Source organism: Streptomyces sp. NBC_00370, from assembly GCF_036084755.1.
Taxonomy (GTDB): Bacteria; Actinomycetota; Actinomycetes; order Streptomycetales; family Streptomycetaceae; genus Streptomyces.
Genome location: NZ_CP107968.1, coordinates 404,383 through 427,028 on the forward strand (window position 1 = coordinate 404,383; position 22,646 = coordinate 427,028).

General features: G+C 68.8%; 22 protein-coding genes. 12 read left to right on the forward strand and 10 right to left on the reverse strand.

Annotated elements, in window-relative coordinates:
- The first annotated feature begins 263 nt into the window (after nucleotides 1–263).
- Genes OHS57_RS01810 through OHS57_RS01820 form a run of 3 tightly spaced genes read left to right on the forward strand, consistent with a single transcriptional unit; the run spans nucleotide 264 to nucleotide 5,327 of the window.
- Entirely contained in the window at nucleotides 264–2,240 is a 1,977-nt protein-coding gene (locus OHS57_RS01810; protein ID WP_443042824.1) for a maltotransferase domain-containing protein, read from the forward strand.
- On the forward strand, nucleotides 2,233–3,927 hold the full coding sequence (gene treS, locus OHS57_RS01815; RefSeq protein WP_328580713.1) for a maltose alpha-D-glucosyltransferase: 1,695 nt from the start codon (nucleotides 2,233–2,235) through the stop codon (nucleotides 3,925–3,927). Before OHS57_RS01810 ends, treS begins: the two co-directional genes overlap by 8 nt.
- Nucleotides 3,924–5,327: a maltokinase N-terminal cap-like domain-containing protein gene (locus tag OHS57_RS01820; RefSeq protein ID WP_328580714.1), complete on the forward strand. Its 1,404-nt coding sequence runs from the start codon at nucleotides 3,924–3,926 to the stop codon at nucleotides 5,325–5,327. The genes treS and OHS57_RS01820 overlap by 4 nt, the downstream gene beginning before the upstream one ends.
- A gap of 126 nt (nucleotides 5,328–5,453) precedes the next feature.
- Here the strand turns inward: OHS57_RS01820 and OHS57_RS01825 are convergent, their stop codons facing one another.
- Both OHS57_RS01825 and OHS57_RS01830 read right to left on the reverse strand, forming a co-directional pair.
- The gene (locus OHS57_RS01825; protein WP_041999508.1) at nucleotides 5,454–5,882 is read right to left on the reverse strand and encodes a nuclear transport factor 2 family protein; all 429 of its coding nucleotides are present in this window, start codon (nucleotides 5,880–5,882) and stop codon (nucleotides 5,454–5,456) included.
- A gap of 94 nt (nucleotides 5,883–5,976) precedes the next feature.
- Nucleotides 5,977–6,873, reverse strand: a complete 897-nt coding sequence (locus tag OHS57_RS01830; RefSeq protein WP_328580715.1) for an aldo/keto reductase — start codon at nucleotides 6,871–6,873, stop codon at nucleotides 5,977–5,979.
- Nucleotides 6,874–7,196: 323 nt separating this feature from the next.
- Here OHS57_RS01830 and OHS57_RS01835 point away from each other — a divergent pair, with 323 nt between their 5' ends.
- From OHS57_RS01835 to OHS57_RS01845, 3 genes are read left to right on the forward strand one after another with little or no spacing between them, the layout of a single operon-like run.
- Nucleotides 7,197–8,639, forward strand: a complete 1,443-nt coding sequence (locus OHS57_RS01835; RefSeq protein WP_328580716.1) for an ankyrin repeat domain-containing protein — start codon at nucleotides 7,197–7,199, stop codon at nucleotides 8,637–8,639.
- 38 nt (nucleotides 8,640–8,677) lie between these two features.
- Complete coding sequence (locus OHS57_RS01840) at nucleotides 8,678–9,628, forward strand: NADP-dependent oxidoreductase (protein ID WP_328580717.1); 951 nt, start codon at nucleotides 8,678–8,680, stop codon at nucleotides 9,626–9,628.
- Between the two features lie 13 nt (nucleotides 9,629–9,641).
- Entirely contained in the window at nucleotides 9,642–10,265 is a 624-nt protein-coding gene (locus OHS57_RS01845) for a tautomerase family protein (RefSeq protein WP_052457463.1), read from the forward strand.
- Nucleotides 10,266–10,335: 70 nt separating this feature from the next.
- Here OHS57_RS01845 and OHS57_RS01850 read toward each other — a convergent pair whose 3' ends face one another.
- Together OHS57_RS01850 and OHS57_RS01855 are read right to left on the reverse strand one after the other, a co-directional pair.
- On the reverse strand, nucleotides 10,336–10,752 hold the full coding sequence (locus OHS57_RS01850) for a nuclear transport factor 2 family protein (RefSeq protein ID WP_328580718.1): 417 nt from the start codon (nucleotides 10,750–10,752) through the stop codon (nucleotides 10,336–10,338).
- A 112-nt stretch (nucleotides 10,753–10,864) separates the two neighbouring features.
- Entirely contained in the window at nucleotides 10,865–12,238 is a 1,374-nt protein-coding gene (locus tag OHS57_RS01855) for an MFS transporter (RefSeq protein WP_328584988.1), read from the reverse strand.
- 409 nt (nucleotides 12,239–12,647) lie between these two features.
- Here OHS57_RS01855 and OHS57_RS01860 point away from each other — a divergent pair, with 409 nt between their 5' ends.
- From OHS57_RS01860 to OHS57_RS01870, 3 genes are all read left to right on the forward strand, one after another.
- Nucleotides 12,648–12,956 (forward strand): muconolactone Delta-isomerase family protein, encoded by a 309-nt coding sequence (locus tag OHS57_RS01860; RefSeq protein WP_041999492.1) that lies wholly within the window; start codon nucleotides 12,648–12,650, stop codon nucleotides 12,954–12,956.
- A 57-nt stretch (nucleotides 12,957–13,013) separates the two neighbouring features.
- Entirely contained in the window at nucleotides 13,014–13,706 is a 693-nt protein-coding gene (locus OHS57_RS01865) for an EthD domain-containing protein (protein ID WP_328580719.1), read from the forward strand.
- Nucleotides 13,707–13,876: 170 nt separating this feature from the next.
- Nucleotides 13,877–14,788, forward strand: coding sequence for a helix-turn-helix transcriptional regulator (locus OHS57_RS01870; RefSeq protein ID WP_328580720.1), 912 nt, complete (start codon nucleotides 13,877–13,879; stop codon nucleotides 14,786–14,788).
- A 119-nt stretch (nucleotides 14,789–14,907) separates the two neighbouring features.
- Here the strand turns inward: OHS57_RS01870 and OHS57_RS01875 are convergent, their stop codons facing one another.
- The 3 genes from OHS57_RS01875 to OHS57_RS01885 form a co-directional block, all read right to left on the reverse strand.
- Complete coding sequence (locus OHS57_RS01875) at nucleotides 14,908–15,534, reverse strand: short chain dehydrogenase (RefSeq protein ID WP_443042826.1); 627 nt, start codon at nucleotides 15,532–15,534, stop codon at nucleotides 14,908–14,910.
- Between the two features lie 95 nt (nucleotides 15,535–15,629).
- Nucleotides 15,630–16,853, reverse strand: coding sequence for a Cmx/CmrA family chloramphenicol efflux MFS transporter (locus tag OHS57_RS01880; RefSeq protein WP_328580721.1), 1,224 nt, complete (start codon nucleotides 16,851–16,853; stop codon nucleotides 15,630–15,632).
- Between the two features lie 153 nt (nucleotides 16,854–17,006).
- Entirely contained in the window at nucleotides 17,007–18,173 is a 1,167-nt protein-coding gene (locus OHS57_RS01885) for an IS701 family transposase (RefSeq protein WP_078864086.1), read from the reverse strand.
- Between the two features lie 210 nt (nucleotides 18,174–18,383).
- On the opposite strand from OHS57_RS01885, the gene OHS57_RS01890 reads away from it, so the two are divergent.
- On the forward strand, nucleotides 18,384–19,010 hold the full coding sequence (locus tag OHS57_RS01890) for a TetR family transcriptional regulator (RefSeq protein ID WP_052457461.1): 627 nt from the start codon (nucleotides 18,384–18,386) through the stop codon (nucleotides 19,008–19,010).
- Here OHS57_RS01890 and OHS57_RS01895 read toward each other — a convergent pair.
- Both OHS57_RS01895 and OHS57_RS01900 read right to left on the reverse strand, forming a co-directional pair.
- Complete coding sequence (locus tag OHS57_RS01895) at nucleotides 18,997–19,956, reverse strand: NAD-dependent epimerase/dehydratase family protein (RefSeq protein WP_328580722.1); 960 nt, start codon at nucleotides 19,954–19,956, stop codon at nucleotides 18,997–18,999. The genes OHS57_RS01890 and OHS57_RS01895 overlap by 14 nt on opposite strands.
- Nucleotides 19,953–20,576: a ScbR family autoregulator-binding transcription factor gene (locus tag OHS57_RS01900; RefSeq protein WP_041999481.1), complete on the reverse strand. Its 624-nt coding sequence runs from the start codon at nucleotides 20,574–20,576 to the stop codon at nucleotides 19,953–19,955. The genes OHS57_RS01895 and OHS57_RS01900 overlap by 4 nt, the downstream gene beginning before the upstream one ends.
- 125 nt (nucleotides 20,577–20,701) lie before the next feature.
- On the opposite strand from OHS57_RS01900, the gene OHS57_RS01905 reads away from it, so the two are divergent.
- A complete protein-coding gene (locus OHS57_RS01905) occupies nucleotides 20,702–21,691 on the forward strand; it encodes a ScbA/BarX family gamma-butyrolactone biosynthesis protein (RefSeq protein WP_328580723.1) in 990 nt (329 codons plus the stop codon).
- A 43-nt stretch (nucleotides 21,692–21,734) separates the two neighbouring features.
- Here the strand turns inward: OHS57_RS01905 and OHS57_RS01910 are convergent, their stop codons facing one another.
- Entirely contained in the window at nucleotides 21,735–22,193 is a 459-nt protein-coding gene (locus OHS57_RS01910) for a MarR family winged helix-turn-helix transcriptional regulator (protein ID WP_328580724.1), read from the reverse strand.
- A 63-nt stretch (nucleotides 22,194–22,256) separates the two neighbouring features.
- Here OHS57_RS01910 and OHS57_RS01915 point away from each other — a divergent pair, with 63 nt between their 5' ends.
- A complete protein-coding gene (locus OHS57_RS01915; protein WP_328580725.1) occupies nucleotides 22,257–22,625 on the forward strand; it encodes a VOC family protein in 369 nt (122 codons plus the stop codon).
- The last annotated feature ends 21 nt before the right edge of the window (nucleotides 22,626–22,646 follow it).

Here is a 22,646-nt window from a genome sequence, read left to right on the forward strand (position 1 = left end):
GATCTCGGGGATTCACGTCCCTGCTGCGGGCCATTCGAGTAGAGCAGGACGGCCGACGGGCAAGCAACAGCACCGGCCCCCGATGAGGCCACTTCGGCAAGTTAACCCAGTGGCGGGAGAGGCAATCCCGCATTCCCGCACGGCATGGATCAGGAGACTTGCACGAGTTGACGCAGTGCAATCGGTCCGGCCGACAAAAAGCGGTCCTGCGTGGTCCGGCTCTGCAGAATTACCCGAGGTATTCGCAGGTTCTTGTGGAAGGAGTGGGAGCATTGACCGGCAGATTTGCCATCACGGACGTGGCACCAGCGGTGGATGTTGGCGGCTACCCCGCCAAGGCGGTGGTGGGCGAGCACGTCCCGGTGAGCGCGACGGTGTGGCGCGAGGGCCACGAGGCCGTTGCCGCCGGCGTCGTGTGGCGCCATTCGGAGGCCCAAGACACGGTGGTGCGGGTGCCCATGGCCCTCACCGACCAGGGCCTGGACCGTTGGGAGGCCACGGTCGTCCCCGACCGGGAGGGTATGTGGCTCTACCACGTCGAGGCGTGGGGGGATCCGTGGGCCAGCTGGCTCCACGCCGTCCGCGCCAAGACGGAGGCGGGCTGGCAGGCGGAGCGGCTGGCGGCCGACCTGGAGACAGGGGCGCGGCTCCTGGAGCGGCTGGCGGCGGAGAGCGGCGAGCCGCAGACCCCACTGCTCGCCGCGGCCCGGCTCCGGCGCGGTGATCTCGAACTGACGCGGCGGCTGGGTCCGGCCCTCAGCACCGAGGTCGCCTCACTCGTCAGCCGGAACCCGTTGCGGGACCTGCTGACACCGGGGACGGTGCATCACGTCTGGGCCGACCGCGTCCGGGCGCTGCACGGCGCCTGGTACGAAATGTTCCCCCGCTCCACCGGAGGCACGGACAGCGCCGGCTCCCCCGTGCACGGCACCTTCGCCACCGCGGCGAAGGACTTGCCGCGCGTGGCCGGTATGGGGTTCGACGTGGTCTATCTGCCGCCGGTGAGTCCCATCGGCCGTACGCATCGCAAGGGCCCCAACAACGCGTTGCGTGCCCGTCCCGACGACGTGGGCTCACCGTGGGCGGTGGGCGCTGCGGAGGGCGGTCACGACGCCGTGCACCCCGCGCTCGGCACCCTGGACGACTTCGACGCGTTCGTCGAGGCGGCCAGGGGTCTGGAGATGGAGGTCGCACTCGACCTCGCCTTCCAGTGTTCGCCGGACCACCCGTGGGTCAGCAGCCACCCCGAGTGGTTCACCAGACGCCCGGACGGGGGTATCGCGTACGCCGAGAATCCGCCCAAGTCCTACGAGGACATCTACCCGTTGAACTTCGACAACGACCCGGACGGGCTGTGGCCCGAGCTGCTGCGCGTCACCTTGTTCTGGGCCGCCCACGGGGTGCGTATCTTCCGCGTCGACAACCCGCACACCAAACCGCCGGCGTTCTGGGACTATCTGATCTGGCGGGTCAAGGACACCTACCCGGACGCCCTGTTCCTCGCCGAGGCCTTCACCAGACCGGCCGTGCTCCAAGGGCTGGCCAAGGTCGGCTTCACGCAGTCGTACACCTATTTCACCTGGCGCACCTCCAAGCGCGAACTCACCTCCTACGCCCGGGAACTGGCCGAGGGGGCGGACTTCCTCCGGCCGAACCTCTTCGTCAACACCCCTGACATCCTTCAGCAGGCCTTGCAGTCGGGCGGCCCCGCCATGTTCGCCCTGCGGGCCGCGCTCGCCGCCACCCTCTCGCCGGCCTGGGGCGTCTACTCCGGCTACGAGCTCTACGAGCACCGGGCCGTACGCCAGGGCTCCGAGGAGTACCTCGACTCGGAGAAGTACCAGCTGCGGCCCCGCGACCACGCGGCCGCCGAACGTCAGGACCGTACACTCGCGCCGTGGGTCACCCGTCTCAACATGGTGCGCCGCGCCCACCCGGCCCTTCAGCAGCTGCGTCGGATCCACTTCCTCGACGTCGACAACGACGCGTTGCTCGCCTACGTCAAGACCGATCCCGGGTCGGCGGACGCTGTGCTGTGCGTGGTCACCCTCGACCCGCACGAGGTCCAGAAAGGCACGGTACGCGACGCACTGTCCCCGCCGGCGTTCGGACCGGCGCGCCGACTGACGTTGCGGGACGAGATCACCGGCGAGGTGAGCGAGTGGAGCGACAGCCACGAGATCCTCGTCGACCCGGCTCGCGCGACGGCACAGATATGGAGTGTGGTGACCCATGGCTGAGACAACCGTGCCCACTGCGTCGGACCAGCCGGACTGGTTCCGGACCGGGGTCTTCTACGAAGTGCTCGCCCGCTCCTTCGCCGACAGCGACGGCGACGGTACGGGCGACCTCAAGGGCCTCACCGACAAGCTTGATTACCTGCAATGGCTCGGTGTCGACTGTCTGTGGCTGCCGCCGTTCTTCGCCTCGCCCCTGCGGGACGGCGGCTACGACATCAGCGACTACCGCACCGTGCTGCGCGAGTTCGGCCGCATAGACGACTTCGTCACACTGCTGGAGGCGGCCCACTCACGGGGCATCAGAGTCATCATCGACCTGGTCATGAACCATACGTCCGACGCACACCCCTGGTTCCAGCAGTCCCGCAGCGACCCCCAGGGCCCCTACGGCGACTTCTACATGTGGGCCGACGACGACCGTGGTTACTCCCAGGCCCGGATCATCTTCGTGGACACCGAGAGTTCCAACTGGACGTACGACCCGGTGCGCCGTCAGTACTACTGGCACCGCTTCTTCTCCCACCAGCCGGACCTCAACTACGACAACCCGCGCGTGCGGGACGCCATGCTCGACGTGCTGCGGTTCTGGCTGGACCTCGGCATCGACGGCTTCCGCCTGGACGCCGTACCGTACCTCTTCGCCCGCGAGAACACCGACTGCGAGAACCTGCCCGAGACCCACGACTTCCTGAAAATGGTGCGCAAGGTCGTCGACGACGAGTATCCGGGCCGGGTGCTGCTCGCCGAGGCCAACCAGTGGCCCCGTGACGCCGTGGACTACTTCGGCGACCCGGCGGCCGGCGGGGACGAGTGCCACCTGGCCTTCCACTTCCCGCTGATGCCGCGGATCTTCATGGCCGTACGGCAGGAGAGCCGACTGCCGATCTCCGACATCCTCGCCGCCACCCCGGACATCCCGAGCGGCAGCCAATGGGTCATCTTCCTGCGCAACCACGACGAACTGACCCTGGAGATGGTCACCGACGAGGAACGCGACTACATGTGGGCCAACTACGCCCACGATCCTCGGATGCGGGCCAACATCGGGATCCGCAGACGCCTCGCCCCGCTCCTGGACAACGACCGCGACCAGATCGAGCTGTGCACCACACTGCTGCTGTCGCTGCCCGGCAGCCCCATCCTGTACTACGGGGACGAGATCGGCATGGGCGACAACATCTGGCTCAACGACCGGGACGCGGTGCGCACCCCCATGCAGTGGTCACCCGACCGCAACGCGGGGTTCTCCACCGCGGACCCCGGCCGGCTGCGGCTGCCCGTCAACATGGACGCCGTCTACGGTTATCAGTCCGTCAACGTCGAGGCACAGTTGAAGACGCCCGCGTCGCTGTTGCACTGGACCCGGCGCATGCTCGCAATCCGCCGCGCCCACCACGCGTTCGGACTCGGCACCTACCGGGAGCTGGCCACCTCCAACGAGAAGGTGCTCGCGTACGTCCGCGAGTACAAGAGGGACGACGGCACCCGGGACACCGTGGTGTGCGTCAACAACCTTTCGGCCTCCCCGCAGCCCGTCTCGCTGCACCTGCCCGCGGAGCCAGGCACCATTCCGGTCGAGCTCACCGGAGGCACGAAGTTCGCACCGGTCGACGACACGCCGTACCGGCTCACGCTCTCCGGTTACGGCACCTACTGGCTGGCGCTGACAGCGGAGGAGGACCAGTGAGCGCTCCCCTCCCGAGCGCGTCGGCCGTTCTGCGGTCGGCCGAGGTCCGCCGGGGCCTGGCAGCCTGGCTGCCCGAGCAGCGCTGGTTCGCGGGCTCAGGCGGCACGCCGGCGGGGCTGAGGGTGACCGGTGTGCACCGCTTCACCCACGACTCGGCCGACGCGAGTTCCGCCGGCGCGTTCGTCCATGCCCATGTCCGGGGCGACGGCGGCGCTGACGGGACGACCTACCTTCTCGCGCTGGGGATGACCCGCGGCACGGTCGTTCCGGTGGGCAGCAGCCTGGTGGCGCGCGTCGGCGCCCTCACCGTGTACGACGCGCTCAGCGACGCGGCTCTCGTCAACGCCCTTGTCCGGCACATCGTGGAGGGCCACACGATGGACGGCGTGAGCTACCGCCCCGAGGCGCATGCCGGCCCCGCCCCGCGGGCGGGACTGCCGGTGCGGCCGCTCGCCGCCGAGCAGAGCAACAGCTCCGTCATCGCCGGGGAGCAGTACATTCTCAAGCTGTTCCGGCGGCCGGGGCCCGGCCCGAGTGCCGACCTGACGGTGCACCGGCTGTTGAGGGACGCCGGCTCACCGCATGTCACTCCCTTGTTGGGGGCGGTGGAGGATGTCGCGACGGGCGCCACGCTCGCCACGCTGCAACGGTTCCTGCCGGACGCGGTGGACGGCTGGGCCCTCGCGGTGGAGGCCGCTCGCGGCGCCGACGCGGTACACACGCGTTTCCCCGCGCAGATGCGGGACCTCGGTACGGCGGTCGCGGCCGTCCACCGCGATCTGGCCCGTGCGGGCGGCCAGGTGATCATGGGACCGGGCCACTACCGGCGGATGTCGGAGGTGTTCTCACAGCGTCTGGAGCACGCGTTGGAGGAGTGTCCGCGGCTCGAACCGCTGGCAGCACCGCTCCGTGCGGCCTTCGCCTCGGTCGCGGCCCTGCGCCCCGCCGTACCCGGCGTCGCTCACCCTATCCATGGCGACCTGCACCTGGGACAGACCCTCAGGACCAGGACCGGATGGCTGCTGCTCGACTTCGAGGGTGAGCCGCTGGCATCCCCCGCGCAGCGGACCGGCCGTCACTCGCCGCTTCGGGACGTGGCGGGGATGCTCCGCTCCTTCGACTACGCGGCACACCACGACCCCACCGAGCGGCTGACGGCGGTCGACGGGGCGCAGGATGACGACACCGGCGCCCTGCCCTGGTCGCGTCGGCTCCGGCGGGAATTCCTGCGGGGCTACACCGCGGGACGTCCGCTTCAGGCGGATCTGCTCACGGTGCTGCGTGCCTGCGAACTGGACAAGGCTGTCTACGAGGTGTTGTACGAGACGCGGCACCGGCCGCACTGGACACGGATACCGCTGGCGGCGCTGGATCGGGAACTCACCGCGGCAGGCCGGTGACGCACGTCGGAGATTCGCCGCACCTACGGCCTGTCGCCCGGACCAGGCCGGATCAGGCCCTAGGAGCGTGGGGAGCCCGCGCGCCGCACGACTTCGGGGTCGGGCGAGCGCGGGCTCCCCAGGGGCTCAGGCCAGGCGGTCCGGGAGTGCCGCGAGGCTGAAGTTGGACCAGACGAAGGAGTCCATCTGGTGCTGGTCGCCGCTGAGGTTGATGACGCGATCGACCTTGCCGTCCGCGCCGAAATGCCAGACCAGGGCCCAGATGGTGTCGACCTTGCCGACGCCCTCGGTGGACCAGCCGCGGTGCACGTCGACGACGTATTCCTCGTTGGCCCCCAGGAACAGTGGGTCCGCCTGGAAGCCGGTCTTACCGAGCTGCTCGAAGAAGGAGCGCACCTCGGTGATGCCGTGCTTGGTGCCCGCCAGGGGGTGGTGGCCGGGAATCGTCCACTCGATGTCCTGGGAGAGGACCTGCGCGATGCCGTCCACGTCGTTGTCCGCGTACGCCGTGAAGAACCGCTCGATGGCTTCGATCTTGGGATCTTTGGTGCTCATTGTTCCTCCATGGATATCACTCGGGTGAGGGGTGGTTCGGGGGCCCGTGTGGGCGGTGTGGGCGGTGTGGGCGGTGTGGGCGGGCACGTTCGGCTCAGGCGGTCTTGGTCAGTCGGTCGAGCTGTTCCTGTGTCAGTCGGACCTTCGCCGCGTCCTGGTTCTCCGCCAGATGCGCGAGCGACCTCGTCCCCGGGATCGGCAGGACGCACGGTGACCGGTGCAGCAGCCAGGCGAGTGCCACCTGTCCCGGTGTCGCGCCGGTCTCGCAGGCGACCTCGGCCAGTGGGCTGTCCGGGCTCGCGTGAGCGCCGATCGCCAGTGGAAAGTAGGCGAGGAAGGCGATCTCCCTGGCGGCGCAGTAGTCCACAACGGCATCGTTGTCGAGATCCGTGACGTTGTAGCGGCTCTGGATCGCGGCGATGGGGGCAGTGCGTACGGCCTCTTCGATCTCCCCGATCGTCACCTCGCTGAGCCCGATGTGCCGCACCTTGCCCTGCTCCCGTAGTTCGCCCAGCGCGCCGATCTGTTCGGCGAGCGGCACCTGGGGATCGACGCGGTGCAGGAACAACAGGTCCAGGTGATCCGCCTTGAGCCGGCGAAGGCTCAACTCGCACTGCTGCTTGAGGTATTCGGGGCGCCCTAGCGGAATCCATTCACCCGGCGAGGGACGGACCACACCTGACTTGGTGGAGATGACCGTGCCGGCCTTGTAGGGGAAGAGCGCGGAAGCGATCAGTTCCTCATTGGCTCCCACACCGTACGAGTCGGCCGTGTCGAAGAGGTCGACACCGAGCTCGACGGCCCGTCGCAGGACGGCGCGGGCGTTCTCGGGATCGTCCGGTCCGGTCCACACGAGCGACTCGCTGCTGTGCCCGGCTCCTTCGGCGAGCCGCATGGCTCCGAATCCGAGCCGGTTGACTGTGAGATTTCCGCCGATCGAGAACGTGAGCGCGGCCGTCGCACCGGACGGCTCCGTGGGCATCTGTTCCATACGCCTGACTCTAAGGGGACGTCCGGGACGGACCGAATCATCGAAGGCGACTTCGCCAAGTCGCCCCGTGCGGTGGTGACTCAGCGGGAACGGGTCGGCCGATAAAGTCAACTCCCATATGTCGATGGGCATTCACGGCTGGTGATTGGCATGGAACGCGTCACTCCATAGCCTGGGAAAGGTCAGGCGGCCGGCGAATTCCCCCTCCGCGCAGCGCGTACGGCACACCGGCGGCTCAGCGACCCACCGGGACCGGTCGGGTGGCTCGCCCCTCATTTCCCTCTTCTTCCTCACGGCGTCAGCCGTGCCTTCGGAGGTTCCCCATGCAGAGCGAACAGACGCGCGCCATCCTTGAGGAGTGGTTCGACGCGATCGGCAAAGGCGACGGCGAGAAGATCATCGCCGCCCTTTCTCCGTCCGTCGTCTTCGAACTCCCGAAGGACAAATGGAACGCGGTGATCGGCTACCTCGGCACGCATGTCGGACGTAGCGCCGTCGCCGAGGCGTTCCGGATCCGTGCCGAGACCACCGAAGTACTCCAGTACCAGCTCCGCGAGCTCGTGGTGGACGGCGGAACGGCCTACGCACGGATCTACACCAAGGCCCGGCACACCCGCACGCTGGTCCCCTTCGAGATCGAGGACAGCCATCGTCTGGAACTCGACGGGCAGGGCCGGATCGCCCGTTGGAAGGTCTGGTTCGATCCCAACGGGGAGGTGGCTGCCTTTACCGCCGACCGGGACGCCCGCCTGCTCGACGCGGTGGGCAAGGGGTCGTCACATGAGGTCCGTGCCCTTCTTGAGATCGGCGCCAATCCCGATTTCCGTGACTCCGAGTCGGGCCTGACCGCCCTTCAGACAGCTGCCGGCCGGGGCCATGCCAACCTGGTGCACATCCTGATCGGCGCGGGCGCGGACGTGCACACCACCGACGCCCGGGCCGGGGGTACGGCCCTGCACAAGGCGGTGCAGGGCGGAGACCTGGCGACGGTGACCACGCTGGTCGAGGCGGGGAGCTTCGTCGACGCGGTCGCGCCCACCACGGGGCACACCCCGTTGATGGACGCGCTCTGGTACAAGTGGCCCGACATCGTCGGTTACCTCCTTGAGCAGAACGCCGGTCTCGGCCTTTCCACGCACTACGGGTTCTCGATGCGGGAACACTTCGAGTACGAGCTGAACGTCAACACGCGCGGCAAGGAGAAGCTGCTGGAAGCCGAGCGGCTTCTCCGGCAGCGCACCGAGAGCGACGAGCGACGCAGTGCCGAACACGCGCTCCTGACCGCGGTCAACGCGGGCGACACGCACACCGTTCGAAACCTGCTGCGCGAGGATACCGACGTCGATCGTCGCTTCCCTGTGGTCAACGGCTTCAACGACGCGCACACAGCGCTTCTGGTCGCCGCCAGGGACGGTCGCACCGAGATGGTCCGCGCGCTGATCGCGGCCGGCGCCGACGTCAACGCCACAGAGCCGACGTTCGGGGCCGTCCCGCTGCACAAGGCCGTCTACAACGGCCACGCCGACATCACCCGAATCTTGGTCGAGGCAGCGGGCATCGACCTCGACTTCCAGGGCGCCACGAACGGCTACACCCCGCTGCACGACGCCCTGTGGCATGGCTACGAAGACTGCGCCGACGTGCTGATCGAGGCGGGGGCCCGGCGTGACCTGGTGGGTCACGACGGGAAGACCCCGCGCGACATCGCCGTCGATTCCTTCGGGCGGGACCACCGTTTGGTCAAGGCGCTGGACCAGCACTCCTGAACCCACTCCGTAGGACGGAAGAAAAGGAGAGAGCCACCATGGCCATGACCATGCGAGCGGTTCGCCAACATACCTTCGGCGGCCCGCAGGTGCTGCGGATCGACCGGGCGCCCCGCCCGGAGCCGCTGTGGACAGAGGTCCTCGTAAGGGTCAGCGCCGCGGGCGTCAACCCGGTGGACGCGAAGACCCGCGAGGGCGGCGGCATTTCGTCGGCGCAGGGCGGCCTCCCGATGACTCTGGGCTGGGACGTGTCGGGAGTCGTGGAGGAGGTCGGCTCCGGCGTCACCCGGTTCGCCCCGGGCGACGAGGTGTACGGGATGGTCAACTTCCCGAGGGTCGGCGCCGGCTATGCCGAGTACGTGACCGCGGACTCCGGCCAGCTCGGCCGCAAGCCCGGTTCCCTCACCCACACCGAGGCGGCGGCGTTGCCGCTCGCCGCGCTGACGGCCTGGCAGAGCCTGGTCAACGTAGGGGGCGTGGGGCCAGGGTCCAGGGTCCTGGTGCACGGCGCCGCCGGCGGGCTGGGGCACCTGGCGGTGCAGATCGCCCGCGCGCGGGGGGCCGCGTATCTGTACGGCACGGTGCGCGGCGACGCCTCGGCGTTGCGGGCCATGGGCCTGGACGAGCCGATCGACTACACCCGCGCCCGCTTCGAGAACGCCGCCCGCGACGTGGACGTGGTGATCGACACGGTGGGCGGCGAGTACGGTCTGCGCTCGCTGGACACCATGCGCTCCGGGGGCGTCCTGGTCTCCCTGCCGGAACCGCCGGAACCGCAAGCCGTGCGCGAGGCCGAACGACGCGGCCTGCGGGCGGTGTCCCTGACCGTCGAAGCCGACCGTGCCGATCTGGAGTCGATCACCGCCCTGGTGGAAGCGGGTGCGCTGCGCCCGACGCTGGCCGAGGTGCTGCCGCTCGACCAGGCCGCGAAGGCGCACGAGTTGATCGAGTCCGGCCATGTCCACGGCAAGATCGTCCTGACGGTCTGAGAGGAGCGTTACGATGCCGATCATTCGCGTCAGCCTGCTGGAAGGCTGGACCACGGAACAAAAGGCAGAGGTCGCCCGCGAGCTGACGGAGTCCCTCGTCTCCGTGCTCGGCGAGGTGTCCCGTCCCTACATCTACGCCGTCGTGGAGGAGATGCAGGCCGGCGCCGTCGCCTTCGGCGGCAACGTGATCACCCACGAGATGAATCTCGAGGCCCTGGCCACCTCGGCCCTTCAGCACCAGAAGGTGGTGAACGCCCGGCGGACGGAGGAAGCCTACGACGCCCTGGCGAGCGGGAACCGGCAGCTCATCGCGGGCTACTGGGACGACGACGTGGCCTGGTCGGTGCCCGGCAGTCACCCGCTCTCGGGCGTCAAGAAGGGGATCGGGGAACTGCTCGCCTTCCGCGTCGCACAGGAGCGGCTGACCGGCGGCACCTTCCGTGCCGAACGGAGCCACCCCCTCGTGGACGGCACGACGGTGGTGGTGCGTCTGCGCGAGGCGGCAGTGCGGGAGAACGGACACAGCCTGGCGGTCGACGCGCTGCACACCCTGGAGTGGGCGGACGGGCGCATCGTCTCCGGCGGTGAGGCGTTCGTGGGCACCGCGGCGGCGGACAACGACGCCTTCTGGAGCTGACCCCTGCCGGAGTTGATGAAGGGGCGCCGTCGAAGGACGGCGCCCCTTTCGGGTGCGAGCAGGTGTGTCACTACGGCGACGTGGGGTTGAAGTACTCCACGAAGCGGCTGATCCGCCCGGTGGCGTCGAACTCGAAGATGCCGACGTTCTCGTTGCGGTACGTACCTCCGTCTGCGAGATCGCCGTGCGGAAACCAGCGGGCGAGGAAGCGGCCCGGGTCCAGCAGCGGTTGGATCTCCGTGGCCGGATAGCGCAGCCGGACGTACTTCGCCGCCTCGGCCGCGTAGTGGCGGCGCAAATCCTCACGGCCGTACAGGGCGCGCGCCGCGCTCTCGGCGGCGTAGGGGGCCGACACCTCGCAGTCGGGGGCCCACAGCTCTATCCACGCGTCGATGTCGAGGGCTTCCAGCAGACGGAAGTACCGCGTGAGGGCGTCGTGGTTACGGGCGCGTATCTCCTCGTCGGTGCCGGTGGCGGATTTCTGCATGTCGAGTCCTTTCGTCGTGCCGTCCGCGACGCGGTCACGGCACCGCGCCGGAGGGGGCCGGGCGGGGCCGGACGCAAGCGTGCGCGGGACGGCAGGTCCGGCCGCGGGCGGGTCAGCCGACTTCCGCCACGGGACGGCGCAAGCAGACCAGGGCCAGTACGGCGCCGACGAGGCAGACGATGCCCGCGGTCAGCATGGCTACGTGCAGACCGCCGAGCGTGGCCAGCGTGGACGTCGTCGTCGCGGCGAGAGCGTTGCTGCGCGCGGTGACGATAGCGGCAAGGCTGGCGGTCCCGATGGCTCCGAGGAACTGCGGCAGCTGCGAAAGGCCGCCGGCGATGCCCTGCTCGTCGTCTCGGAGCCCCGACGTCATGGTGGTGATGAAGGCAACCACGGTCAGCACGTGCCCGAACCCCATGGCGCCGGAGGTGACCAGCAGAAGCGCCAAGCCGCCGTGCGCCGGCAGGAAGAACATCAGAGCCGTGCCGACACCCTGCACGAGCAGGCCGGTGAACATCGTCTCCACGTTGCCCAGAGCCGCGATGATCCTGGCCGCGAACATGCCGCCCACGAGAGCGGTGAGCCCCTCGGCGAGGAACCCGGCACCGGTGGCGAGGGCCGAATAGCCCAGTACGTCCTGCATGTAGAGGCTGAGCAGGACGGACGTGCCGCCGCACATGCCCAGGGTGATGAAGCCCAGCAGCCCGCTCCACTTGACCGTCGGCCTGTTGAGCAGCGCCAACGGGATCAGCGGGTCCGGGTGGCGCCGCTCGGCCAGAAGGAACACCGCCAGCGCCACGACGGCCAAAACGAGCGAGGCCAGCGTGAAGGCACTGCCCCAGCCGGCCTGGGCACCGGTCGAGATGCCGTACACCAGGGCGAACAGGCCGATCATCGCCAGGGCCGCCCCCGGAACGTCCAGTCGGGCGCGGGAGCGCGTGTCGGTCCGGGGAAGCAGGACAAGGGCGCCGGTCAGCACCAGGGCGCCGATGATCACCAGAATCAGCATGGTCCAACGCCAGCTGAGCCCGCTGGTGATCACCCCGCCGGCGAGTGTGCCGACCACGAAACCGAGGGAGAGCACGGCACCGTTGATGCCCAGAGCCCTCGTACGGCGTGGGCCCTCGGGGAAGACCGTTGTCATCAGCGCGATCGCCGTAGGGGCGATCATGGAGGCGGCCACGCCCTGTCCCACCCGGGCGGCGATCAGCATCGCCGGCCCGACCGCCAGCCCGGCGAACAGCGAGAACACCGCGAACAGGGCGACGCCCACGGTGAACAGGCGGCGTCGGCCGACCATGTCGGATATCCGGCTGAACAGCGGAAGCAGACTCGCGGTCGGCAGCAGACAGGCCGTCGACACCCACTGGAGCGACCCGGTGTCGGCGAAGTGCAGGCCACGGCCGATGGCAGGCAGGGCGACGGTGACCACCGAGTAGTCCAGGCCGGTCATGAACGTGGCACCGCAGAGAGTGAACAGGACCAGCCAGCCTCGGAGTCCGAGGTCCGTCGTCCCCTCCTCTCCGGTTGTCGCACTCTTCGTATCGGTTGCCGCCATCGGAACGCCTCTCACAGGAAATCGGCGGGGCCACCCTGGCCCCTGCGCGGGACAGGTCTACAGACTGGAGCGGACAGCAGGCCTTACCCAGACGTCTGTTGGGGGTACATCTGTCAGGTGCAGGATCGAGGGGCCGGCAGCTGCGGAAGAGGCTTCGCCCTCGCGGTCCTGGCCGAGACAGCCGCACGGCACGGAACCCACTGCGTCAACTTGCCGAGAAATACGCGCTTCATCTCTTCTTTCTTCTCCTAACGGCATCGCGTGCGGTTACATCGACAGCGTTCCGGCGGATCCGTTCGGGATTGCCGCCGACGTCCGCACGCCCCCGGGAGTCATCTTGCTTTTCTATGTCCAGATGAAGTGGAAGCACGAAGGCCGCATCACACTCGACGAGTTGTGGGAGATCGAGCAGGAAGAGGCCGAGCACGCCCAGGAAACGGTCGACTCAGGTTTCTGCGTGGGTATCTGGAAAGTCGCGGCACAGAAGCGTGTCCTTGCCATCATCGATTCCCCGGACGCGGAGGAACTCGACCGGACGGCACTCGGCCGACTCCCGATGCGCGAATTCCTCGAATTCGAAGAGGTGTGGCCGCTGCGGGACTATCTCGGGTTCGCGGAGGACGTCAAGCGCCGCTACCGCGTCTGACCGACGGATACCCCTCACCGCCTCGATCCACCGAAGATATCGACGAGAGGAATCACCATGATCCATCAGCTCATTTTCGCCGCCCCGAAGCCCGGCATGAGCGAAAGGGATTTTCACGACTACTGGGTGGAGCAGCACGCGGTGCGCTTCGCCGCCAAGATCCCGCAGATCCGGAAGTACGCCGTCGACACAACACTTGCCGTGAACGGTATCGGTGAGCCGTTGTGGAACGGCATCGCCGAGATCTGGCTGAAGAACGAGGAGGAGCAGCTCGCCTCCCTGCAGACGCCCGAGTTCCTTCAGGGCGCGCGGCTGGACGAACCGAACTGGGCCGCGTTCTGGCGCACCGTGGTCCTCGACACCGACACGGAGACGGTGGTCAAGGGCGCGCCGGAGAACACCGTGCAGCCCGGGGTCAAGCTCGTGCTGCTCGCCAAAAGGCGTGAGGGCACGGGCACAGAGGAATTCCGGCGGCACAGCCGCACGGTGCACGCTCCGTTGGTGGCCCGGATCCCGGGTCTTGCCCGCTACGACCAGTCCTTCACCCGGGACTCCTGGTACGGCATCAGCGAGCCGCCGTTCGACGCCGCGTACCACCTCTGGTTCGACAGTCCCACGATCCTTGAGGCGGCGGTGAGGTCCGCCCAGTACGCCGCCGTGGAGGCAGACTTCAAGAATTTCGTCAACGAGCGCTACCTGCACGCCATGGCTGTCCGGGAGAACTGGGTCGTCGGCCCCGAACCGCGCTGACCGTCAGCCGCCGGCCTCCCCCGGCCCCTGTTGCCCGCCAGTGACCGGTCCCGGCAGGGAGCACATGCCGGGACGGCCGTGGTACGGGAGCCCGTCGGCCAGGACACTGATTCTGCCTGCACCTGACAGATGCAGGCAGAATCAGTGCGTGAGAGGGCATGGTGGAGGATATGGACCGCCGATCAGAGCTTGGTGAATTCCTGCGCACCCGACGGGCCCGGCTGAGGCCGGAGGAAGTCGGTCTCTCCGACTACGGCGGTCGACGGCGCGTGCCCGGCCTGCGCCGTGAGGAGCTGGCCCAACTCGCCGGCGTGAGTGCCGGCTACTACACGCGGCTGGAACAAGGCCAGAGCCCCAACGCCTCTGACGCGGTCCTCGACGCGATCGCCCGTGTCCTGCGGCTCGACGAGGCCGAACGCTCCCATCTGCACAGCCTCGCCCGGTACCGACCGCCCAAGCCACGCCGCCACCCCCGTGCCGAGCAGCTTCGCCCCGGCGTACAGCTGCTGATCGACGGGTTCGGGGACCTGCCGGCCCTGGTGATCGGCCGCAGCACCGACGTCCTGGCCTGGAACCGCACGGCCCACACGCTGCTGGCCAGCCACCTGCCGTTCGAGGGCCCCTGGCAGCCGAGGCAGCGGCCCAACATCGCGCGGCTGATCTTTTTGGACCCGCACACGCGGGAGCTGTACGCGGACTGGCGTTCCAAGGCCCGGGACACCGTGGCGGATCTGCGGCTGATCGCGGACCGGTATCCCGACGACCTCGTGCTGACCGAGCTGATCGGCGAACTCACCATGAAGAGCGAAGAGTTCGCCGCGCTGTGGGCGTCGCACCCGGTACACAGGTGCGTACCGCACCTCACCCGGGAGTTCCGCCATCCACTGGTCGGGACGCTGACGCTCAACAACGAGTTGCTGGACCTGTCCACCGACGCGGGTCAGCGGATGGCTGTCTTCACTGCGGACCCGGGCTCTCCCTCGGCCGCGGCTCTGGCCCTGCTCGCCGACCTGTGCGGCCCGGACGTCGGCGCCGGTAAGACGGCCGGTGACACCTCTGCGACGCCTCTCCCGGCGCAGTAGAAGCACGGCATGTCCGCTCCCGCCCGCACGCGGAGCGATCCTCGACCGGGGCGGCGCCCCTTCCGCCGCCCCGGCACCCCGGCCCGGACCGAGGACGCACTGTCCCTACGTCCTTGTGTTCACGGGGCTCCCACCGCGAGCGTCAGACCGCGTTCCCTGCCTTCCACGAGGTCCGCGTAGGCGCGCGCGACCTCGGCGGCGGGCACGCCACGGGCGGGATCCTCGCCCAGTGCCCGCAAGGTCTCACGCACCCACCCTGGACTGACCGCGTTCAGCCGGACCCCGGCCGGCATCTCCATCGCCGCCGCGTACACGAAGGCTTCGACGCCCGCGTTGATCACATGTCCCGGGGCGCTGCCCACCACCGGCTCCTGGAAGTAGCCACTGGTCAGTGTGATCGAACCGCCTCTTCGCAGCAACGGCGCAGCACTACGGACGAGTTCCGCCTGGCCGATCAGTTTCTCCCGCAACCCGTCCCAGAACTCGCCCGAGCCGCCGAACAAGGGGGCCATCCCCCCCGCGGCCGCGCAGCACACCACGGCATCGAGATCCCCGACCTGTGCCAGCAGGGCTTCGACGGTGGCCGAGTCGGCCATATCGACCGTGAGGGGACCCGAACGCGACGCCCGCAACACCTCGTGACGCTTGCTCAACGCGGCGCACACCGCTCCACCGATAGTACCCGTCGCACCAATCACCAAGATCTTCATCACAATCCCGTTCTCCCAGGTGACTTCCGCGGGCACGTCATGCCCAGGAGACAAGCCTGGCGGAATGCGACGAAGTAAGCCATCCCCCTCACAGAGGTACATCTACGATGACTACCTTCAGCGCCCGTACGTCAGAACGAGGCGTCAGGTCCGCGCTGCGGCATGTGCGCACGCCGAGATCCGTCCGGGCGACCGGCCGCCTCGACCGGTGTCACGTCGCGCAGCCGGAACCAGCCCATGACCAGGAGCGCCACCCCCATGAGTACCGCGCTCCCCCAAATGGGTGAGCGGTACCCGAGCCCTGCGTCGATGCCGAGACCGCCGACGAGCGGCCCGAGTGCCGCGCCGACATTGAACGCGGCAGTCGAGAATCCACCGCCGAGCATCGGTGCCTCCCAGGCGGTCTCCAGGGCACGGGCGACGAGGGTGGACCCCACCGCGAACCACAACATGCCCAGGAAGAAGAGCAGCACCAAAGTGGCCACCATATCGGTGACGGCGAAGGAAAGCGCCACCCAGCCCAGGAGAAGCACCGCACTACCAAATCCGATCACCTGCCGGGGACGAACGTCCGCCAGCCGGCCACCGATATTCGCCCCGAGGAAAGCGCCGAATCCGAACAGAGCCAGCACCGCGGGAACCCAGCCATGAGGAACTCTGGTGACGTGCACCACGATGGACGACACATAGGTGAACGTGCAGAAGGTGGCCGCATTGACGGTCGCGGCGAGCAGCAGTACCAAAATGACCGGCGGTCGTTTCAGGGCGCGCATCTCCCGCCGGACGCCGGGCCGTTGGCCGGCTTTTTCGATGGAGGCGGGAACCGAACGCATCGTGGCGACGACAGCCGGCACGGAAATGATGCTTACCGCCCAGAATGCCGCCCGCCATCCCCACAGCTCCCCCAGTTCCGCCCCGGCGGGGACCCCGATCACACAGGCGACCGTCACCCCGCCGAGCAGCACCGATGTCGCTCGGCCGCGCAACCGGGGCTCGACCAGCGCAGCGGCCGCCGACAGTCCCACGGCGAGAAATCCGGCATTGGCGACCGCCGCGACACCCCGCGTTACGAGAAGCAGCCAGAAATCCTCACTCAACGCGCCGACGACATGGGAGAGCAAGAACACTGAAAGACAGGACAGCAAGGCACGTCGACGTGGCCAGCCGATACTGACGGCGGCCATGAGCGGTGCCCCCACCACCATTCCGACTGCGAACAGCGACGTCAGCACACCTGCTGAAGAAAGGGAAACACCCATGTCGTGCGCGATATCAGGAGTGAGTCCGGACAGCATGTACTCCGACGTCCCCTGTGCGAAGGTGGCCAAGCCGAGGACATACACCACGAACGGCATACGGAAACTCCCTCTTCCGCTTCATACCGGAAAACAAGACACCGTCAGTGCATCACGCACCAGGCGAAAGACCGGCTTCGCGGAGTCTTACCGGCGCATTCTTGGCAAGTCCTGCGCCCGCCGCCGCAGCACCGGCCGGATCCCGCCGAACGCTCAGGCCACACGCATCAGTTCAGGAGCCGGCCGCCTGGCGGGCGCGACACCGCCGAGGAGATGAAAGGCGTGGGCGGCGGAGACCAGCGTCATATGATGATGCCACCCGGGATAGGAACGCCCCTCGAAGTCCCGCAGCCCTCCGTCACGACGCATGGAACGCAAGGCCAGGCGTGCCCGCGCCGGCGCTCCCGCGAGCCGGAGGATTTCGGCCGGTTTCTCGTTCACGAGGTCGGCCACCACCGCGTACGGCGCCTGCTTGAGCTGCTCCGGGTAGCCGAGGACGAGCCGGTGGAGCTGACCGTCCGGTCTGAGCCGGACCGTGCAGGCGCGCACCTGGTGCCGGCCGGGAGCGGGAGGGGCCGCGAGGTCCGCCGCCGGACCGGGGAACGAGGCGCGGCGTACGAGCTGGCCCACCGTCACCGGCCGTTCGGAGCCGCCCGCCGGGAAGACAACGGCGCTCTCGGGAACCCGGGCCACAAACCCCTCACCCGACTCCGACAGCAGGCCCAGGAGTCTGCCACCCCGCGGCGTCCCGGTCAGATCGGTCACGAACGGCGGCCGGTACCCTCCGCCGGGCTCCCGCGCGGTCCGGAGAAAATCACGGACACAGTCCTCGGCGCTGGGCGGTTCGTGCTCGTCGGGGATGCGGGCGGATTCACGCAGGCCCTGATCGGTCCGCCACCGCCCGGGGAGCACCAGCCTCCAGTCGATCGGCAGCGCCACACCCTCACCGTCCAGGAAAAGGCCGACACCGAGCTGGCAGTTGACCGTGCGGTGAGCCTCGTCGCTGTAGCGCTGGTGCACTCCCACCGAATGGCTGCCCCGCTTGGGGAGTTCGGCGACGGCGACCGTCCAGCTCGACACCGCGGCGCGTTCCGCGACCCAGTACGCGAGAGCACGCCGCACCGGACGCCAGTCCCAGGGACTGTCGTTGAGGAACTGCTGCAGCGCCTGGGAGGTCCTCGGGGACGAGGAGACCACGGCCGCCATCCGCCGCAGCGACTTCTTGCCCGGGGTGGCGAGCAGGCCCGTCATGTACTCCCTGGCCCGTGCGCGCTGATCCGATCGCGGCAGGTCGACGAAGATCCGGTCGACGAACCGCGCCACCGCACCCGTATCAGGCGTAATGGCTCCGTCGCGACAGATGTCGGCGCTGTCCTGCACAACTCATCCTCCGGGACGCTGTGGTCGGGTGTACAAACATAGAGAGCACTCTCTTTGTTTTCCAGCGACTTCCGGAAGACGCAGGGTGACTTGAGCAAGTTATGACCATGTCGGCGCGCGGGGCGGTTACGGTCCCTCCGGCGGCTCACGGCTTACACGTCCGCCCCGCACCGTCGCCTGCGGGAGGAGACCTGCGGGAGGCAGTTGACGATGGCGGGGCACGCCGAGCAGACGCGGGCCGTCCGGACACGCGGGCGGATCGTCGAAAGCGCGGCCGGCGGCTTCGCCGCGCACGGCTACGACGGCACATCCCTGGCTCACGTGTGCGCCACCGCCGAGGTCACCATGGGCGCGCTGACGTTCCACTTCCCGACCAAGGCGTCTCTGGCCCGCGCGGTCTGCGCCTCGGGACTCCGCCGGGCCCATGAGGCCGTCGCGGGAGAGGACAACGGCGGCGCCCCGCTGCGCTCGGTCGGCCGGGCGGTGCTGGCGCTGTCCGTCCTGCTGTCGGAAGAGGATTCGGTGAAGGCCACCGCCCGGCTCGCGGCGGAACAGCCGTCGCTGCAGGTGGACTGGCACGGGAGTTGGTTCGCGTCGGTCCGCGCCCAGCTCTACCAGGCCCAGGCCCTGCGTGAGCTGCGGCCGGGTGTCGATCCCGAGACGGCGACCGTGCTCGTGGCGAGCCTGGTGGCCGCAGTGCAGACCGGCCTGCTGTCGGCCGCCGACCCGCGGAGAGACGGCGCGCCCTCACCCGTGGCGGAACAGGTGACGAGGCTGTGGCAGTCCCTGCTGGGCGGAATCGGCTCACCCTCGGGCAACGCGGTCAGATGGCACTGACTCCGGCGGCCCTGCGGTACCAGGCGGCGCTCCGCGCGAGTCGGGCAAGCGGGCCGGGGCCCGGGTCGACACCCAGCAGCGTCCAGACTCTGTCACTGAGGTAGTGGTGATCCAGCGTCAGCAGTTCCAGCTGTCGGTCACCGAACCTGCCCGTCGAGCGCCGCAGCAGGGTACGGCAGCTCTCCCAGCTGGCGGCGCCGTCCGCGGGGGCCGCCAGGCCGTGCCGGCTCAGTTCCTCCCGTAAGGCGGCGGTGCTGACCGCGCGGGGGTGCGCGGCGTGCTGAACCCCTTGGCAGGGACGAGCGCCGGTGGCGGAGGCGGCCACGAGGCGCGCGAGGTCGTCCACGTCCACCACCGACTGCAGTCCGGTCCCGTGGCCCCACTGCGGCGGGACACGGCGGGCGAGTTCGGCGATCGCGGGCACGACCCACGCGTCGCCCCGTCCGACGATCAGGTTGGGGCGCAGTACGAGTCCGCCGGCGCCGAGGGTGAAACTCTCGGCGGCCAGCCGGCTCGCGCTGGCCACCGACGAGGGGGCCGGCCGCAGATCCCGCACATCCACCCCGCGATGCGGTCCAGGCCCGTACACCGCCGATGTGGAGACCTGCACGATTCGCTCCACGCCGGCGTCGGCCGCCTCGCGCATGAGGAACATGGTGCCGTCGATATTGACGGCACGGCACAGTTCCGCGTCCTTACCCACATAGGACACGGCGTGTACGAGGGCGTCCGCGCCCGCGAGCAGGCCGCGCACGCCCGCCGGATCGCTCACGTCGGCGGACACCCGGCGCACGGCGCCGTCCTGGTCCTCGGGGACCGCACGTCGCGAGACGGCGACGATCCTGACCGGCCGGCCGCCTGGCCCCGCGGTCATGGCCAGCCGCCGCAGGACGGCCGACCCGACGAAACCGGTCGCCCCGGTCAGTACAACGTTCCACGGCTTCACATGCGCCCCTCGTCCAGACTCCGTCCGATCCTCAGCGCACTGGAAACCGGGGGCTCCGCCACGGCCGGCAGCAAATACGTCCACAGATCGGTGATGCGCTCCACGAGGTCCTGATGCCGGGCGCTGATCCGGGACAGCAACTGCACCCCGCTGTAGGCGCCCACCAGGATCCTGGCGAACTGGGCGGGCACCACACCCTCGCGAAGCTGCCCCAGCGCCTGCGCGGCGATCAGTTCGTCCTTGAACGCCTCTATCCACAACAGGTAGGGGGCATCGTCCTCAAGGCCGAACGCCCCCTGTTCGATCGACAGTCGGACCCCGGCACGGAACAGGACGTTCCGCTGCAGCTCGCGCGCGAGCACGAACGTCCTGTCGATGAGGTGCTGCAATCCGAGCGGACCGGGCACCGCCGGCAGGTCCGCGGCCTGCTCGGCCATGACCGCACGGGCGAGTTCATCTTTGGATGCAAAATGGAAGTAAAGAGCACCCATGGTGCAGCCGGCCCTGCCGACGATCTTGGTGGTACTCGTGCCCGCGTATCCATGCTGGTCAAACTCCTCGGCGGCTGCACGGACCAGTGCCGTCCTGGTCTTCACCGCCCGCTGTTGCTGTGGATGCACGTACCAATTCCCCTCGACAAAGAAACAGAGCGCTCTCTAGGTTATGGAGCTAAGTCGAATTTGCCTCCACATCGACCAGTACTTCACGCACCTCCCACCGGTTCACCTCCCCTGAGAGGTCCTTGATGCCTGCCGCCGACCCCGCACCCCTGCCCGGCCCGCACCCCAACGACGGTACCCCCACGCCACAGTCGGCGAAGGTACCGAGGGCGCTCGTGCACAAGAAGGACGAGGCCCAGGTACTCCTGCAGAACTGGCGGCACACGGGCGACGACACCTTCGCCGCGGTAGCCCGATGGCCCCTCTTTCCCCTCGCCGCCGACAGCCCCTACGACGAGACGCTTCTCGCCGAGAGCGTGCGGCAGTGCATACCGCTGGTCAGTCACACCGGCTACGGGGCGCCCCTCGACCACCGCCAGATATGGGAACACTTCCGCCTCACCCTGCACCCCGCGGCATTACGTGAGAACACCGGTTCCGAGGCACTGGACCTGCGCGTGCACTGCGAGGACATCACGCGCCGCCGTGACCGTCTCGCCTCACTGACCATGCACGTGCGCATGTACCGCGGCACCGAGCACATCGGCACGGCTGACACCCGCTTCCACAACCAGCCGCCCGCCCTTTATCAGCGGCTTCGCGGACACCGCGGCGACGCTCACCTCGCCATGGCGAACGCTCCCCGTCCGTCGGCGCCACTCCCACCGCACCTCGTCGGTCGCACACACGACAAAGACGTCGTCCTCGCCCCGACCGGCCGACCCGACCGATGGCAACTGCGCGTCGACGTCACCCACCCGCTCTACTTCGACCACCCCATGGACCACGTACCCGGCATGATCCTCCTCGAAGCCGCCCACCAGGCGGCGACACACGCCCTCCACCCCCACCCCGCCACACTCTCCGCGCTACACGCCCAATTCCACCACTACGTCGAACTCGACGCTCCTTGCTGGATCCAAGCCACCACCACCGAGCTTCCCCACAACCGCGCGCACGTGCACATCACCGCCCTGCAGAACGACCAAGCGGTCTTTACTGCCGCCCTCACCACTCACGCCCCCGCACAGACACAGCGCTCAACCACCAACCACGCCGCCTCCCAGTCGCTCTGACGCGCTGTCGACGGCCGAACCGGGCCCGCACATGGCCCAAGCACTAGGTGGCGTCGCCGCCGGCGCGCAGGGAGTGGATCATGCTTCGCATGATCCGGAACGCGTCTGACTGCTCGGTCTCGGTCATGCCCGCCAGCATTCTGACCTCGACGGACCGGACCGCCACGGTCGCCTTCTCCAGGCTCCGTCGGCCGCGGGGCGTGAGTCGCGCGGGAAGTATCTTGCCGACGGGCGCCTCCGCCGGCCTGGTCACGTAGCCGTCCCGTTCCAGGGTCTGGAGCAGCACGTTCATCGACTGCCGTGTCACGAACGCGCCTCGCGCGAGCTCGGAGTTGGACAAGCCCGGCCGTTGCGCCAGCAGTTCGAGGCAGGAGTAGTGCGTCACGCTCATCCCGAGCGGGCGCAGCACCTCCTCCATGGCTGCGCGCAGGGCGCTCGACGCCTCTTTCAGCAGGTAGCCCAGTGATTTGTCCAGGTCGACGCCGGCACGCTTTTGACTCATGTCAGCATTCTGACATACATTGGTCTGTGTCAGGAAGCTGACACGAAGAGAAGGAGCATCACCATGCCCGCCACCGGCCCCGACTTCATCTCGCTCCAGGCCCGCGACCTCGACGCTTCGCAGGCGTTCTACGAGCAGTACCTCGGCCTCGTCCGCTCGCAGGCCGGGCCCCCGCACGCCGTCGTCTTCGAGACGAAGCCGATCGCGTTCGCACTCCGCGACGTCGTCGCCGGCACCGATCTCGCATCCGTCGCCCGGCCCGGCATCGGGGCGGCGATCTGGCTGCACGCCACCGACGTCCAGGCCATCCACGACGCTCTCGTCGCCGACGGTCACACCATCGTCTCCGCACCGATCGACGGCCCCTTCGGCCGGACCTTCACCTTCGCCGACCCCGACGGCTACCACGTCACACTCCACGACCGCACCTGACAAGGACTCCTCACACAAGTG